Annotated in this window: 12 protein-coding genes; 3 read left to right on the top strand and 9 right to left on the bottom strand. The window is 70.8% G+C overall.

The annotated features are described in order from the left end of the window. The first annotated feature begins 454 nt into the window (after positions 1-454). Positions 455-643 (top strand): hypothetical protein, encoded by a 189-nt coding sequence (locus CLV71_RS36555; RefSeq protein ID WP_133907468.1) that lies wholly within the window; start codon positions 455-457, stop codon positions 641-643. Next, complete coding sequence (locus tag CLV71_RS36550) at positions 640-1128, top strand: pyridoxamine 5'-phosphate oxidase family protein (protein ID WP_133907467.1); 489 nt, start codon at positions 640-642, stop codon at positions 1126-1128. Before CLV71_RS36555 ends, CLV71_RS36550 begins: the two co-directional genes overlap by 4 nt. Positions 1129-1232: 104 nt before the next feature. On the opposite strand, the gene CLV71_RS36545 is transcribed toward CLV71_RS36550, so the two are convergent. The 9 genes from CLV71_RS36545 to CLV71_RS49740 all read right to left on the bottom strand — a co-directional run bounded on the left by CLV71_RS36545 (position 1233) and on the right by CLV71_RS49740 (position 14051). Next, on the bottom strand, positions 1233-1862 hold the full coding sequence (locus tag CLV71_RS36545) for a thiaminase II/PqqC family protein (protein WP_133907466.1): 630 nt from the start codon (positions 1860-1862) through the stop codon (positions 1233-1235). Next, a complete protein-coding gene (locus CLV71_RS36540; RefSeq protein WP_243867092.1) occupies positions 1862-3592 on the bottom strand; it encodes an acyl-CoA dehydrogenase family protein in 1731 nt (576 codons plus the stop codon). Before CLV71_RS36540 ends, CLV71_RS36545 begins: the two co-directional genes overlap by 1 nt. A gap of 77 nt (positions 3593-3669) precedes the next feature. Next, on the bottom strand, positions 3670-5241 hold the full coding sequence (locus tag CLV71_RS36535; RefSeq protein ID WP_133907464.1) for an MFS transporter: 1572 nt from the start codon (positions 5239-5241) through the stop codon (positions 3670-3672). A gap of 89 nt (positions 5242-5330) precedes the next feature. Then, on the bottom strand, positions 5331-6578 hold the full coding sequence (locus tag CLV71_RS36530) for a cytochrome P450 family protein (RefSeq protein ID WP_133907463.1): 1248 nt from the start codon (positions 6576-6578) through the stop codon (positions 5331-5333). 18 nt (positions 6579-6596) lie between these two features. Beyond that, positions 6597-7640: a methyltransferase gene (locus CLV71_RS36525; protein WP_133907462.1), complete on the bottom strand. Its 1044-nt coding sequence runs from the start codon at positions 7638-7640 to the stop codon at positions 6597-6599. 10 nt (positions 7641-7650) lie between these two features. After that, positions 7651-8409 (bottom strand): N-acetyltransferase, encoded by a 759-nt coding sequence (locus CLV71_RS36520; RefSeq protein ID WP_133907461.1) that lies wholly within the window; start codon positions 8407-8409, stop codon positions 7651-7653. A 100-nt stretch (positions 8410-8509) separates the two neighbouring features. Beyond that, complete coding sequence (locus CLV71_RS36515; protein WP_208297930.1) at positions 8510-9292, bottom strand: leucyl/phenylalanyl-tRNA--protein transferase; 783 nt, start codon at positions 9290-9292, stop codon at positions 8510-8512. Continuing rightward, entirely contained in the window at positions 9289-12297 is a 3009-nt protein-coding gene (locus tag CLV71_RS36510) for a non-ribosomal peptide synthetase family protein (protein WP_133907460.1), read from the bottom strand. Before CLV71_RS36510 ends, CLV71_RS36515 begins: the two co-directional genes overlap by 4 nt. Positions 12298-12467: 170 nt before the next feature. Next, complete coding sequence (locus CLV71_RS49740) at positions 12468-14051, bottom strand: helix-turn-helix transcriptional regulator (protein ID WP_133907459.1); 1584 nt, start codon at positions 14049-14051, stop codon at positions 12468-12470. A 163-nt stretch (positions 14052-14214) separates the two neighbouring features. On the opposite strand from CLV71_RS49740, the gene CLV71_RS36500 reads away from it, so the two are divergent. Then, entirely contained in the window at positions 14215-14445 is a 231-nt protein-coding gene (locus CLV71_RS36500) for an acyl carrier protein (protein ID WP_166664406.1), read from the top strand. Positions 14446-14506: the final 61 nt, after the last annotated feature.

The following is a 14506-nucleotide window of genomic DNA, read 5'->3' as shown; positions in this document are numbered from 1 at the left end:
GTGAGCGGGCCGCCGGCGTCTGGACTGACGAGCACGGAAGTCCCTGCGCGAGGAACGAGCCCAGGGACTTCCGCGCGCAGGAGGGAAGACGCCGGATGAAGGCCCGCTCACCAGCGAGCGGAGCGAGCCAAACCAACACCGTGAGCGGGCCGCCGGCGTCTGGACTGACGAGCACGGAAGTCCCTGCGCGAGGAACGAGCCCAGGGACTTCCGCGCGCAGGAGGGAAGACGCCGGATGAAGGCCCGCTCACCAGCGAGCGGAGCGAGCCAACCAACACCGTGAGCGGGCCGCTCGCGGTGGTGGCAGCGCTGAAGTCGGTCACCGTGCGCCTCCTCGCCCTCGACGGTCCGCCACCCACAACCTAAGATCCGGTAGGAAACCCTCCGGTAACTGTGGACTGTGCGCACACTGGACGTCGGTCCTCGTGTGGACGTGGCCGCCTAACCTGGAACCATGACCGCGTACGACCGCCTGATGGCTCTGTTGGACAGCCGCGGTGCCGAGTACCGCCTGATCCACCACTCGCCCGAGGTGCCCGTCGACACGGATCTGTTGGCGGACAACGAGATCCTGGTCTTCGGCCGGGCGGACGTCGCCATCGCGCTCAACCGGGAAGACTCCCGTTGGCTGGAGGCGGCATGAGCCTGGCAGAGCGGACGAATCGGGTGCTGGCGGAGGCTAGGTACCTCTCGCTGTCCACTGTGTCCGGTGGCGGTGAGCCGTGGACGGCCGTGCTCCAGTACGCGTGGCTGCCGCGGCCGCTGCGGTTCCTGTTCGGGTCGGCCACGCAGTCCCGGCACAGCAGGCATGTCGCCGTGCGGCCGTCGGTGAGTGGTTCCCTGTACGTGACGGGGGACGGCGCCCTGACGGAGGTCGACGGGGCCCAGTTCACCGGCACCTGCCGGGAGCTGGACCCGGTCGAGGTGCGGGCCCACCACGCCACGTTCTACGACGCCCTGCTGCCCGACGAGGAGAGTCGCGCCGAGTACACGCTTCCGGTCGAGGCGCTGCTCCCGCCTGCGGACCATCGGGTCTACCAGATCACGGTGGACCGGTTGTGGCTCATCGACACCAGCACGTGGATCGAGGACCGCATCGACCGCCGCGTCGAGGTCTCGCCGCCTTAGCTGTGCCGAGCCGCGTCAGCTGTAGCTGGCCGCGTCCCGGTGGGAATGCACTGAAGGCGTCCTTCAGTACGCCCAGTGTTACGAAGGCGTCCTTCAGTGCGGGGCTAGCCTGCCAGTGTCGACCAGAACGCGGCCTCGTAGGCGTTGACCATCTTGGCCGTGCGGACGAGCATCGCCGGGTCGTCCCCTTCGGACAGTCCCAGTGAGACGGTGTCGATGGCCAGCTTCAGCATCTCCTCGGGAGTGTCGGAGAAGAAGCGGAAGTGGGCGACCGACGGCTCAGGAAAGCGGTAGTTCGCCACCAGGGCATCCGCCGCCCGAGTGTAGTAGCCGCCGGACTCCGCCACGTTCACCAGCATCGCGAACGGGAGCGACGCGCGCCCACCGAAGGCCGCCGTCTGGGCCAGATACGCCGGATACGCCTGCGCGGACGGCATCGGCTCGTACGCGCGCAGGTCCCGCTCCCCCAGCCCGAGCGTCGCCGCGAACTCCAGCAGCAGGCGCAACGCCTCGTCCTCGCCCGCGGCCATGCCCGCGAACAGTGTCGAGGTGGGGAACCGCTCCGCCAGCAGCGCGCTGCTCCGCGCGTCGGTCGACACCAGCCAGTACAGCTCCCCCGCCAGCAGCCGCAGGCGGTCGCGGGACACGGTGCCCGCCTCCAGCGCGTCCAGGAAACGGTTGGGGGAACGCACGAGCACGCGCTGCGCCTGGTCGACCAGCGAGCCGACGTCCATCACTGCCTCCGGATCCTTCGATGCAGGTTCGGTCTCGTCGACGGCCCCGGTGCGGGCTCGGCGATCCACGGTCCCTCGATGGAGGCGTCCAGCACGCCCTCCTCCAGCCACGTGTAGCCGTCCGCCAGCACCCGTGCCGCCACTGCGCTGTCGTGGGTGTCAGTATTCACCCACAGCTGGTCACCCAGCTCGCCAACGCGCCGACGTGCCTGGCGGCAGAACACGTCGGCCAGCTCGGTCGCCTGCTCGCCGAGTACCTTGGCGTACACGCACGCGACGGACATCGCGTACAGCTCGGCCGCGATGTCGACGACACGGCCCAGGAACCGCTGCCGTTCGCCGATGCCCTCGCCCCATCTTGCCTTCGCGCAGTCGATCTGCCTGGCCAGGCGGCGGGCCTCTCGGTCGACGAACCGGACGTGCTGTGCCAGCTGGCCGAACGCGGGTGCCAGCTCGCCCGCCCGGGCGGGGTGGCCCGCGGGCTCGTTCCGCGCCGCGAGGGCGTCCGTGCCGATGAAGACCCGCAGCGCCTCGGTCGAGCCGTCGAAGATGCGGCCGATCCGCAGGTCCCGCAGCAGCTGCTCGACCGGCACGCCGCGCTCACCGCGCGCCGCGGCGGACTCCGCGGTCTCGTAGCCACGTCCACCGCGGAGCTGGACCAGCTCGTCGGCGATCTGCCACGCCTTCTCCGACGCGAACAGCTTCGCCAGTTCCACCTCCGTGCGGGTGTCGAAGCGGCCCTCGTCGGCGTGGCGGCCGGACACCTCGACCATGGCCTCCATCGCGAACGTCGTCGCCGCGATGAACGCGATCTTGGCGGCGACGGCCTCGTGCTCGCCGATCGGCCTGTCCCACTGGACCCGCACCCGCGACCACTCGCGCGCGATCTTGAGGCTCCACTTGCCCGCCGCGACACACACCGCGGGCAGCGAGAGCCGTCCCGTGTCCTGTGCGGCCAGCGCGACCTCCAGGCCCTGACCTTCCGGCCCGATCATCCTGTTCACCGGCACGACGACCTGGTGCAGCCGGATGACCCCGTTCTCCAGGCCGCGCAGGCCCAGGAACGAGTTGCGATGTTCTACCGTGACGCCGGGGGCGTCCGCGTCGACCACGAAAGCCGACATCCCGCCTGGGCCACGGTCCGACGCGGGCACCACGGCCATCACGACGAGGAAGTCGGCGAGCACCCCGTTGGTGGTCCACAGCTTCACGCCGTCGAGCACCCAGCCGTCGACCGTCGGCGTCGCGGTGGTGCGCATGCGGAACGGGTCGTTGCCGATGTCCGGCTCCGTGAGGATGAACGCGGAGATCTCCCTGACACACCGGGGAAGCAGCGACTTCTTCTGCTCGTCGGTGCCGAACAGGCGCAGCGGCTGCACGAGCCCGATGGCCTGGTGCGCGCCGAGCAGTTCGCCCAGCGCGGAGTGCGTGCTGCTGACGATCATCAGTGCCCGGTGGTAGCACACGCCGGGCAGGCCGAGACCCCCGTACTCCTTGGGGATCTTGATGGCGAACGCGCCGATGTCCCTGAGCCCGTTGACGACCTCGTCCGGGATCCGGTCCTCGCGCTCGATCTGCCTGCCGTCGACCTTCTCCTCACAGAAGGTGCGCAGCCGCGCGAGAAACGCCTCGCTCTCGGCGTCGAGGAGCAGGGACGGCACCGGGTCGAGGAGGTCGAGCCGGAGCCTTCCGTCGAACAGCTCCGTGCCGAATCCTGGTCTGCTGTCCACCGCCGGTTCCTTCCCACGACGAAGAATTGGCCGGTGCGGCCCCCGGGGTCTGGAGGGGCCGCACCGCACCGGGCTCGCTACGCGTCCACAGTGGATCTGTCGGCGGGCACGGGCGCCTCGGCCGGCGCACCGGTCGGGGGCACGTGCCGCAGGCGGGTGGCCGCCAGCACGGCGCCGACGGCGGCGATCACCGCCGCGATGACGGCACCGAGGTTGAGCCCGCTCGTGAACGCGGCCCGCGCAGGCTCGAGCACCGCCGCACTCACGTCCAGGGGAAGGCCCTGCGCGGCGGAGACCGCGCCGTCGAGGCTTTCCCGCGCCGAGGCGGCGACGTCGGCGGGCAGGCCGCCGGGCAGGTCGATGCCGTCGCGGTAGGTGGCGACGCCGATGCTGCCGATGAGTGCGACGCCGAGCGAGAGCCCGAGGTCGTTGGCCGTCGTGGCGAGTCCGGACGCGGCACCCGCCTTCGCGGGTGGCACGGAGCCGACGACCAGCCCGGTCGTGAGCGCCATCGCCGGGTTCACGGCCGGATACAGGACGATGAAGCCCGCGATGAGCAACGGGAGTCCCGCGGTGCTCTCGACCTGCGTGAGCATCAGGTAGCCGACGACCTGGATGGCGAGCCCGCCCGCGATGACGAACCCGGGCCGCACCTTCCGCGCGAGGATCGGCACGACCATCGACACCCCGACGAGGACCAGCGCGGCGGGCAGGATCGACAGGCCCGTCTGCAACGGCGACAGGTCGGCGACGAGCTGCAGGTACTGCGTGAACATCAGGTACGTGCCGCCCATGGCGAGCGCGGCCAGGATGTAGACCGAGAGGGCACCGGACACCGTGCGGTTGGCGAACAGGCGCACGTCGAGCAGCGGCGCGGCGGACCGCAGCTGCCGCAGCACGAACCACACGCCGAACGCCACGCCGACGGCGACGGCCCCGATCGCGACCGTGAACGAGTCGTCCTTCGCGAGGGTCTTCACGCCGTAGACCAGCGGCAGCAGCGTGGCGAGCAGCAGGCCGACGCTGAAGAGGTCGAGCCTGCCCGCGTTCTGGTCCCTGTGCTCCGGCAGGACGAACGGCGCGAACACGGCGACGAGCGCCATCACCGGCACGGAGATCAGGAACGTGGACCGCCAGGTGAAGACCTCGAGCAGTACGCCGGAGAGCAGCGGACCGAGTGCGACGCCGACGGAGATGCTCGCCGCCCACGCGCCGATCGCGATGCCGCGCTGCCTGGCGTTGAGGAACATCGAGAAGATCAGGCCGAGCGTGGCGGGCATGACCGCGGCGGCGGCGACGCCGAGCACGGCCCGCCAGAAGATCATCCAGCCCGGGTCACCGGTGTAGGCGGCGACGAACGAGACGACGGCGAACACCCCGGAGCCGGCGGTGAACACCAGTCGCCTGCCCACGCGGTCGCCGAGAGTGCCCATGGCGACGAGGAAACCCGCCATGAGGAAGCCGTAGATGTCGACGATCCACAGCATCTGCGTGCTGCTGGGGCGAAGGTCCGCCGCGATGTGCGGGATCGCCAGGAACAGGATCGTCAGCATCATGAACAGCAGCAACGACGGCAGGACCAGCAACCCCAGGCCCAGCCACTCCTTGCGTCCGGCTCGCGGCTGCGACGGGTCGTCGGTGGTGGACATGGACGAGATCCCTCCAAAACTGGACTTACCCCCAGGGGGTACCGCCAGTCTTCGACGGTACCCGGAGGGGGTAATCGACCGGTAATCGCTCAGGCAGCCGCGGCGGCCTCGTGGTGGAGCAGGATCGGGAGCGAGGCGACATCGTTGGCCATGAACGAACGCAGCGGCGGCACGTCCTCGGGGGCCACCGCGAGCGCGAGGTCGGGGTAGCGGGCGAACAACGCGGGGACCGCGACCGCCGCCTCGAGCCGCGCCAGCCGCGCGCCGGGGCAGAAGTGCGGCCCGGCACCGAAGGCGATGTGCTCCTTGTTGTCCCGGTCGACGTCGAACGCCAGCGGGTTCGGGAACACGTCGGGGTCACGGCCGTGCGCGAGGTAGCTGACCATGATGGCGTCGTACTTCCTGATCACGACGCCCTCGCCGAGGTCGATGTCCTCCTTGGCCCACCGCATCGGCAGGTGGCCGACCGGGCACTGGAGACGCAGCGACTCCTCGACCGCGTCGGGCCAGCGGCTCGGGTCGGCCAGCACGATCGCGAGCTGGTCCGGGTTGGCCAGCAGCTCGCGGACGGTGTGGTCGATGAGCGACACCGTGGTCTGGCTGCCGCCGCCGATCAGCAGGATCAACATGTCGACCAGCTCCTGCTCCGACAGCGGCGCCTCGCCGTCGACGCGGGCCGCGATCAGGTAGCTCGTCAGGTCGTCGCCAGGCTCGCGGCGCTTGCCGTCGATGAGGGTCCGCATCGCGACGCCGATGTCGACGAAGACCCGCGACGACTCCTCCTCCGGCACGTTGTCGGTGTTCAGCACGATGCGCAGGATGCGGAGCACCTCGGGACGCAGGTCCTCCGGTACGCCGAACAGATCGCAGATCATCCTGGTGGGCAGCTGCTGGGAGAACTTGACGTGCAGGTCGACCGGCTCGTCGGCCGGCTCGCTCGCCAGGTCGTCGAGCAGCTTCTCCGCGATGGCGGCCAGGTGCGGGCGCATGGCGTCGATGCGTTTGGGTGTGAGCGCGGGTGCGATGAGCTTGCGCAGGCGCTGGTGCTCGCGGCCCTCCGCGGTGGACATGGACTCGACGTCCACCCACGGCGACAGCCACGGCACCTCGCCCGGCTCGTACATCGGCACGTTGTTCCTGAGGTTGCGGGAGACGTCGGGGTGGGTCAGGATCCTGCGGACCACGTCGCCCCTGGTGACGGACCAGACCACCACGCCTTCCGGCAGCTCGACGGCCACGGCCGGGGCCGACTCGCGGAACCGGTCGAGCTGTGCGTACATGCACTTGCCGCCGCCGCTGTCGATCTTCTCACTCGGTGCGGTGCTGAACGGGATCATGTCGGTACTCCAGAAGGCTCAGGCGGGCAGGGCCTCGATGACGGACAGCGGGCCGGCCGCGTTGCGTGCCACGACCTCCACCGTGAAGCCGGTGTCGGCGAGCAGCGCGGCGAACTCGCTCTCGGTCCGCTCGCGGCCACCGGCGGTCACGAGCATGTTCGCGTCGGTCAGGAACATGACCGGCTCGTCGGTGGTGGCGGTGTCGGTCAGGACCGAGCCGACGATCAGGAGCTTCGCGCCATCGGGCATGTGCGCGCGGACCGTGCGCAGCAGCTTCGCCGCGGGCTCGTCGTCCCAGTCCTGGAAGACACTCTTGATGATGTACAGGTCCCCGCCCTCGGGCACGGCCTGGAAGAAGTCCCCTGCCACGACCTCGCAGCGGTCGGTGAGGCCCGCCTCGGCGATCACCTTCGGCGCCTCGGCCACCCCGCTCGGGCTGTCGAAGACGACGCCGGTCAGGTGCGGGTGCGTGGTCAGGATCGCCTTCAGCAGCGTGCCGTCGCCGCCGCCGATGTCCACCACGGACTTGACGTCGGTGAAGTCGATGCCCGCCGCGACCTGCCCGGCCGCGATCCGCGACTCCTGGCTCATGGCGTGGTTGAACAGCGCCGACAGCTCCGGCTGCTCCGAGAGGTGGACGTAGGCGTTCTTGCCGTGCACCTGGTCGAACGCGCACTCGCCCGTCCTGACGGTGTGCCCGACCGACTGCCACGAGGTGAACAGCGACGGGTCGGTGAAGAACCGCGTGAAGGCCCACAGCGAGTCGGGCGAGTCCGAGCGCAGCTGCTCGCCGACGGCACTGAGGCCGAAGCGGCCCGGCTCCGGCTCGGTGGTGATGCCCACCGCGGCCAGCATGCGCAGCAGCCGGTGCAGCGACGGCTCGTGGGAGCCGGTGGCCTGCGCGAGCGCGGCGCTGGTGTCGACGCCGTCGTGGATGAGATCGGCGATCTTCAGCTCCGCCGCGAGGCGCAGTGCCTGGGACGCCATGTACCCGCCGATCACCTCGATCAGCGCCGCGCGGTCGCGGATCTTCTCGGCCTGGTTGGGCAGGGTGCTGGTCATGATGGGCCTTTCACTTGTTCAGGCGGTGTCGGATCCACACGTTCGGTTCGATGTAGACGGCGCGGTCGTGCGCCACGCTGACCTCGACCGGGGTCAGCGCACCGGGCACCGCCACCGGGCCGTCCTCGTCGAACGGGAGGCCGGTCCACTCGCGCCACTGCGCGAGGCTGCCCGCGATCGCCATGGACGCCGGGCAGATCTTCACGATCCGGCCGCCCTCGCGGACGTGCACGCGCAGCCAGGCGTCGGCGGGCAGCCCGTCCGGCCGGGTACGCGTGATGTACTCGGTGATCGGCACCTCGGGCTCGGCGTGCTTGTTGCTCGGCCGCACCGGCGCCATGAGGTCGGCGAAGCCGAGGCGCCGCGCGTTGTCGTTGAGGGCCACGAGGGTGCGCGCGGACAGGTTCCTCGCCTGCAGACCCGGCACGATCGCGATCTCCAGCGCGCAGACGGCGGTCAGCTCGCGACCGGCGTAGGTGTCGAGCATGCTCTGGCGCAGCACCTCGTCCCAGCCCGTGTCCGGCAGGCTGTCGAGGTCGCCGTCCCACGCGAACGGCACGCTCGCCGCCCGCGCGATGACCCGCTCGTCGTCACCGTCGCCGTCGAGCACGACGAGCTGGTGCTCCGCGTGCCGCTCGAAGGCCCAGTTGACGAGCAGCGGCTCGGCCCGGACGTACGCGGGCCACGTCGCCTCCATCGTCAGCATCGCGTTCGCCAGGTCGGGCCGCTCGGCGAGGCTGGCCACGCGCAGGTTGGTGGCTACTGACATGGTGACTCCTTCTGCGAGCGGGGTCAGGAGAAAGTGTGGCGCCGGGGTCTTGTGGCTCACCCGCACCGCACTTGTCCGCCGACCCAGTGCGTGTCTCTCATCAGGCAGCCAGCCCCTCGCCCACCACGGGTTCGGCGAGCCTGCGGGCCGAGAGCCGGCCACCGGCAGGCACCCCGCCCCGGCCTGCCTGGTTCGCGAGCAGGGCGAGGTAACGCGCACGCGACACGGGCACCGCGCCGATGAGCTTCGCGTGTTCGCCGTCGTGCTGGACGTCGACCGCGACACCACCCGCGTCGGCGACCCGCCGCACGAGGCACGCCACGGCCACCTTCGCGGCGCCGCTGCGCAGCATGAACTGCGAGTCGGCACTGAAGACGCCGCCGATCCGCACGCCGAACGTGCCGCCGACCAACGTGTCGCCGTCCCAGACCTCGACGCTGTGCGCGTGCCCGGCCTCGTGCAGCGCGAGCAGCCCGGTCACGAGGCGGTCGGTCAGCCAGCGCGGCTCGCGGCCGGTGCGGCAGTGCTCGACGACACGGTCGAAGCAGGCGTTGAGCGTCGTCGTCCAGTCCACCTTGTTGCGCAGCTGCTGGCGCAGGCTGCGCTGGATGCGGACCTGGTCCACGAAGATCACCGGCCGCGGGTCGGGCGAACACCACGCCACCGCGTAGGGATCCGCGCCCTCGGCGGGGACGAGGCCCTCGTAGGACAGTTCACTGAGGATCTTCTGCTCCTCGGTGTCCGCCGGGAACGGGTAGAGCCCGTGCCGGTAGGCGTCGAGCAGGACATCGGGCGAGAGGTTGTCGTGAAAGGCCACCGGCCCCTCGACCGGCGCCTCGGAGAGGTCGAGATCGTCCCAGTGCATCGCGTTGTCCCCGCTCACGCCGCCGTCCTCAGGAAGTCGATGCCGGTCAGGTAGCCGATGTAGCGGTCGAGCATCTCCGCGTCCACCGGCGGGATCTCGATCCCGCTGCCGCGCAGTGCGTCGTCCACGTTGGTGCGTGAGAACACCGGGAAGGTGTCCTCCAGGTACATCTCGGCGACGCTCATCGCACCGGTCGCGCAGCGGTCGATGAACAGCGGCGCGAACGGGGTCATCGGGTGTTCGGGCTGCTCGACCGCGATCCGGACCATCTCGTCGATCCAGTCCGCCCACGACACCTCGCGGATGTCGTGGCCGTGGGCACGCAGCCGGTCCACGAGCGCCGCGATGTTGACCTTGCCGGGGTTGGTGAGGTGGTAGACGTCCCCACCCGGCAGGGACGTTGCGGCGATGTGCGCCACGGCAGCGGCGAACACGTCGACCGGCGTGTAGTCGAGCGGCAGTTCGGCCACCGGCGCGAGCCCGGTGTCCACCACGAACTTCTTCATCGCGCACATCTCGGTCGAGAGGTTCCACGCGCCGCGCACGCGGTCGCCGGAGATGTCGGCCGCGCGGTAGATCGCGACCGGCAGCCCCTCCGCCGCGGCTCGCAGCAGCAACGCCTCGGCCACCCACTTGCTCTCCACGTACCCGACCGACAGGTGGTCGGCGTGCGCGAGCGGGGTGTCCTCGTCGACGTGGCGGACGCCCGCGGTGCCGAACCCGGCGAGCACGGCCATCGTGGACGTGTAGTGGACCGGGATGTTGCGGTGGCGGGCGGCGAGCCGGATGATCTCGCGCGTGCCCTCGACGTTCGCGTCACGCATGTGCGAGTACGGGTAGATGAAGTTGACCAGGCCGCCGGGGTGGTGGATCACGTCGACGGTCCGCGCGAGCCGGTCGAAGTCCTCTTCGGACAGTCCGAGGCCCGGCTTCGCGAGGTCGCCGGGCAGCGGCACGATCCGGTCGGCGTGCGCGAACAGGTCCTCCTGCCCGTACCGCGCCGCGGCGTCCCGCAGCCGTGACAGCACGTCGGTGACGTCCTTGCCGCGCACCAGGCAGTGGACCGCGGCGTCCGTCGTCGACAGCAGCTCCTTGAGCAGGTAGATGCCGAGGAAGCCGGTCGCGCCGGTCAGCAGGACGTGCCGGGGGTTGGACCACGCGGGCCGGTCCTCCCGGTCGCGGGTGATCTCGACCCCCAGCTCGGACTCGGCGGCGAAGTCGACGCGGGCGCGGGTGTCGTCGCCTGCGAGCGTGCCTGCCCGGGCCTCCCGCACGGCCTGCGCGAAGCTCGCGAGCGAGGCGTCCTGCAGCAGCAGGCGGATCAGCGGGCGGACCTGCGTGATCATCACGCCGAGCGAGCCACGCACCTTGGCCATCAGCTCGGCCGCGAGGATCGAGTTACCGCCCTTGTCGAAGAAGTTGTCGTCCGGGTGGATCTGGTCGACCTTCAGCACCTGCCGCCAGATCCTGGCCACGGCCCGCTCGAACAGGTCGATCGGCTGGGTGTCCGCCTCGGCCCGTGCCGCGGCGGCCGTCGGCTCGGGCAACGCGACGAGGTCGACCTTTCCGTTGGTCTTCAACGGCAGCTCCGGCAGCGCCACGAACGACGACGGCACCATGTAGTCCGGCAGGTGCCTGCCGACGAACTCACGCAGCTCGCGTGCGTCCACCTCGGTCCCTGTGTAATACGCGGCGAGGCGGCGCTGGCCGTGCTGCTCGAAGGCCGTCACGGCCACGTTGCCAACGCCGGGGTGGGCGGCGAGCGTGGCCTCGATCTCGCCCGGCTCCACCCGGAACCCGCGGATCTTGAGCTGCCGGTCGATGCGGCCGAGCACCTCGAGGTTGCCCTCCGCCGTCCACGTGCCGAGGTCGCCCGTGCGGTACCGGCGGGCACCCGGGTCGCACGAGTACGGGTCGAGCTGGAAGCGACCCCGGCCGTCCTCGCTGACGTAGCCGCGGGCCACGCCGCGACCGCCGACGTAGATCTCGCCGCGCTCCCCGGGACCGACCGGCACGCCGTACTCGTCGAGCACGTGGACGGTGGTCCCGGGGAGTGGGCGTCCGACCGGCGCCGCGCCCCGGGCGGGGAGCACGTCGACGGTCAGGTCCGTGACACAGGAGGTGATCGTGGTCTCGGTGAGCCCGTAGGCGTTCACCAGCCGCACGCCGGGCATCAGCTCGAGCGCGGTGCGGCAGTCCGCTGCGTTGACGGCCTCGCCGCCGACGATCACGAGCCGCACGGGCAGTTCCCCGGCACCCGCCGCGACCGAGGAGAGGAACTGGCGCCAGTACGCGGGAGTGAGGTCCATGACCGTGACCCCGTGTGCGCGCAGGCGGTCCGCCAGCTCGCTCGGCGCCCACGAGTGGTCGGGCAGCACGAGCGTCGCGCCGCCGAGGAGCGTGACGGTGATCTGCTCGATGGACGTGTCGAAGGAGACCGACGCGAACTGCAGCACGTTGTCGGCGGGCGTGATCCCGTACCGGCCCGCCAGCTCACCGGTCAGGTAGGACAGCGAGTGGTGCTCGACGACGACGCCCTTCGGCGTGCCCGTCGAGCCGGACGTGTAGATCACGTAGGCGGCGTCGTGGTCCGCGACCCGCAGGTCCGGCGTGGTGGTGGGGAAACCGTCGCCCGCGGCGGTCGTGACGGCGCTGACGGGCAGGTTCGCGAACCGGGACAGGTCACGCTCGTGCGCGATCACGGTCGCGCAGCCGGTCTCCTTGACGAAGGTCGCGATGCGGCTGTCCGGCACACCGGGCTCGACGGGGAGGTAGACGGCACCCGCCTTCCAGATGGCGAGCAGGCCGACGATCGTGTCGATCGAACGTTCCAGGTGGACCATGACCACGGAGTCCTGGCCGACACCCTGGCCGGTCAGGTAGTTGGCGAGCGCGTTCGCCCGGCGCTCCAGCTCGACGTAGGTGATCGCCGCGTCGCCGTGCACCACCGCGACGCCGTCCGGGCACGCCGCGGCGCGGGCGGTGATCAGTTCGTGGACGCGTTGCTGCCTGCGGTTCTTCATGTGAGCCCCTCGGCGGCTGAATTCGATAATTCGACTACACCAAAGGTACCTATGCGAACGCGCGTTTCTCGACTACCAAAGTGAGCGGCTCACACGACAGGTTCCCTACTCAAGTTAGTAGTGCACCCGACTGGCATGAATTCGTCACTCGAATCGCGCTGGCCTGTCACTCACGCGGCCGTCGAATTCGGCACGTGCCGGACGAGCTCGGCGCGGGAGGAGATACCGAGCTTACGGAACAGCACGCGCAGGTGGTAGTTCACGGTGTGCGGCGACAGCTTCACGCGCGTGGCGATCTGGCGGTTGGTCATGCCCTGCGCGACCAGGCGCGCGATGGCCTGCTCGACGTCGCTGAACGAGGTCCAGCGGTGCTCGGCATCGCAGTCGAGGCACTCCCGTGCCCGCGCCGCCGCGGTGGCCAGGGTGGGGAAGGCGGGGTTGTCGTCGGCCAGCCGCTCGGCATCCCGCACGACCTGCCGGGCCAGCTCGGTGTCCTCCGCGGCCAGTGCCGTGGTGACGAGCCAGGGCGCGGCCTCCGGCTCACCGGCGAGCAGCAGCGCGCGTCCGGCCAGGTCGGCGGCCATGGCGGCGGCGCGGCGCGGGCCGTGGCGGCGCGCGGCGCACCGCACCGCCACCCAGGTGTGCGTGGTGGAGGGCAGGCAGTTGGCACCCGCCCGCACGGCCTCGCACTCGGCGAGCAGGCCCACGGCCGTCTCGAGGTCGTCGGACCGCAGCGCGACCTCGGCCTGCACGGCGAGGCCGTGCGGCACGAGCAGTGGGCTGCCGGTCAGGCGGGCCGCGGTGACGCCCGCCCGCGCGTGGTCCGCGGCAGAGGCCAGCTCGCCCCCGGCGAGCAGCAGCTGCGCCTGCGTGATCAGCCGGTTGCCCTCGTAGGAGGTCAGCCTGCGCGCGGCCAGCTCGGTGACGGTGGCCCGCATCAGCTCGGTCGCCTCGTCGAGGCGGCGCAGCAGGCCCAGCTTGTTGATCAGCCCGAGCCGCTGCCAGAGCCACCAGTGCGGCGCGGCACCCGCACCCGTGTCCACGCGGTGACGGGCCAGGCGCAGCGACTCGGTGAGCCGCCCGCTGTCCCACAGGGCGTTCGACAGCACGAACGCGGCGGCGACCGCGCTGGTCGACGTGGGTGGCGCGGTGGCGAGCAGCTCCTCGGCACACACCGCGGCCTCCGGGTCGCCGGACAGCGCCATCGCCGCGACGCGGGTGCCCGCCGCCTCGTCGGCGAGGCGGTCGTCCTGGGTGGCGAGCACGCGTTCCGCGGCGGCACGCGCGGTCGCGCTCTGCCCCTTGAGCAGCAGCAGGTTGGCGAGCAGGGCGTGCAGGTCGTCCGCGAGGCGGGCCGCGCCGGGCCTGGCCAGCGCGGCCCGCACGAGGTGCACGGCCCTGGACAGCTCGTCGACCGCGGTGTCCGGGGGGTCCGCAGCCGGGCGGGTGGCGCCGCGGACGCGGTCGAGGTCCGTCCGCAACGCGGCCAGCACGGGTGGTGGCAGCGCGTCGAGGACGGCCGCGCGGTCCGGCTCGGCGACGAACGTCAGGCAGTCGCCCGACCAGGTGAGCAGGCCCGCGTCGAGCAGTTCGTCGACGGCGGGCAGCAGCTCGACGACCCCGCGGCGCATCAGCGAGGCCAGCTCGGACAGGTCGACGCGGTACCCGACCACGGCGGCGGCACGCAACAGCTGCCACGAGCGCTCGGAGGGAAGCCTGCCCCTTGGCAACTCCCCGACGTCCCTGTCCACCACGCACTCATGGTGCAATTCCGTTCCCCAGCCGACAACAGCACTTACCAAAATGTGGGCCAGGCGGTTACCGATCACTGGATTTCTCGGTCCGGAGGCTTACTCGCCGGTTACCAGCGCTTGTTTGAATCTGATCACGAATTTGCGGCGGTGAATGGAGTTCGACATGATCGAGGGGCGCGTCCGTGGCGTGATCGCGTCGGTGTTCTCACTGTCGCCGGACAGGTTGCCTGCCCGGCTGGAACCCGACACCGTGCCAGGATGGAGCTCGCTGCGCCAGGTACAGCTCGTACTGGCGCTGGAGAAGGAGTTCGGCGTCGAGGTCGAGCCGGACGTCATCCCGGACCTGGTGACCGAGCAGGCCATCGTGTCCTATGTGCGGGACGTGGCGGCATGAGCGCAGCTTGCGGAGCGAATCATCGATATTCAGGCTGGCTTCTCGACCGCGGAGGACGCCG

It is taken from the genome of Actinophytocola oryzae (genome assembly GCF_004364325.1).
GTDB lineage: Bacteria > Actinomycetota > Actinomycetes > Mycobacteriales > Pseudonocardiaceae > Actinophytocola > Actinophytocola oryzae.
Note: the sequence above shows the minus strand (reverse complement) of the source record. Positions and strands in the feature narration are given on the sequence as shown.

Excerpts from the sequence above, each read along its gene's own strand:
- CLV71_RS36555 (WP_133907468.1), top strand. The coding sequence starts at position 455 with ATGACCGCGTACGACCGCCTGATGGCTCTGTTGGACAGCCGCGGTGCC.
- CLV71_RS36550 (WP_133907467.1), top strand. The coding sequence starts at position 640 with ATGAGCCTGGCAGAGCGGACGAATCGGGTGCTGGCGGAGGCTAGGTAC.
- CLV71_RS36545 (WP_133907466.1), bottom strand. The coding sequence starts at position 1,862 with ATGGACGTCGGCTCGCTGGTCGACCAGGCGCAGCGCGTGCTCGTGCGT.
- CLV71_RS36535 (WP_133907464.1), bottom strand. The coding sequence starts at position 5,241 with ATGTCCACCACCGACGACCCGTCGCAGCCGCGAGCCGGACGCAAGGAG.
- CLV71_RS36530 (WP_133907463.1), bottom strand. The coding sequence starts at position 6,578 with ATGATCCCGTTCAGCACCGCACCGAGTGAGAAGATCGACAGCGGCGGC.
- CLV71_RS36525 (WP_133907462.1), bottom strand. The coding sequence starts at position 7,640 with ATGACCAGCACCCTGCCCAACCAGGCCGAGAAGATCCGCGACCGCGCG.
- CLV71_RS36520 (WP_133907461.1), bottom strand. The coding sequence starts at position 8,409 with ATGTCAGTAGCCACCAACCTGCGCGTGGCCAGCCTCGCCGAGCGGCCC.
- CLV71_RS36510 (WP_133907460.1), bottom strand. The coding sequence starts at position 12,297 with ATGAAGAACCGCAGGCAGCAACGCGTCCACGAACTGATCACCGCCCGC.
- CLV71_RS36500 (WP_166664406.1), top strand. The coding sequence starts at position 14,215 with ATGATCGAGGGGCGCGTCCGTGGCGTGATCGCGTCGGTGTTCTCACTG.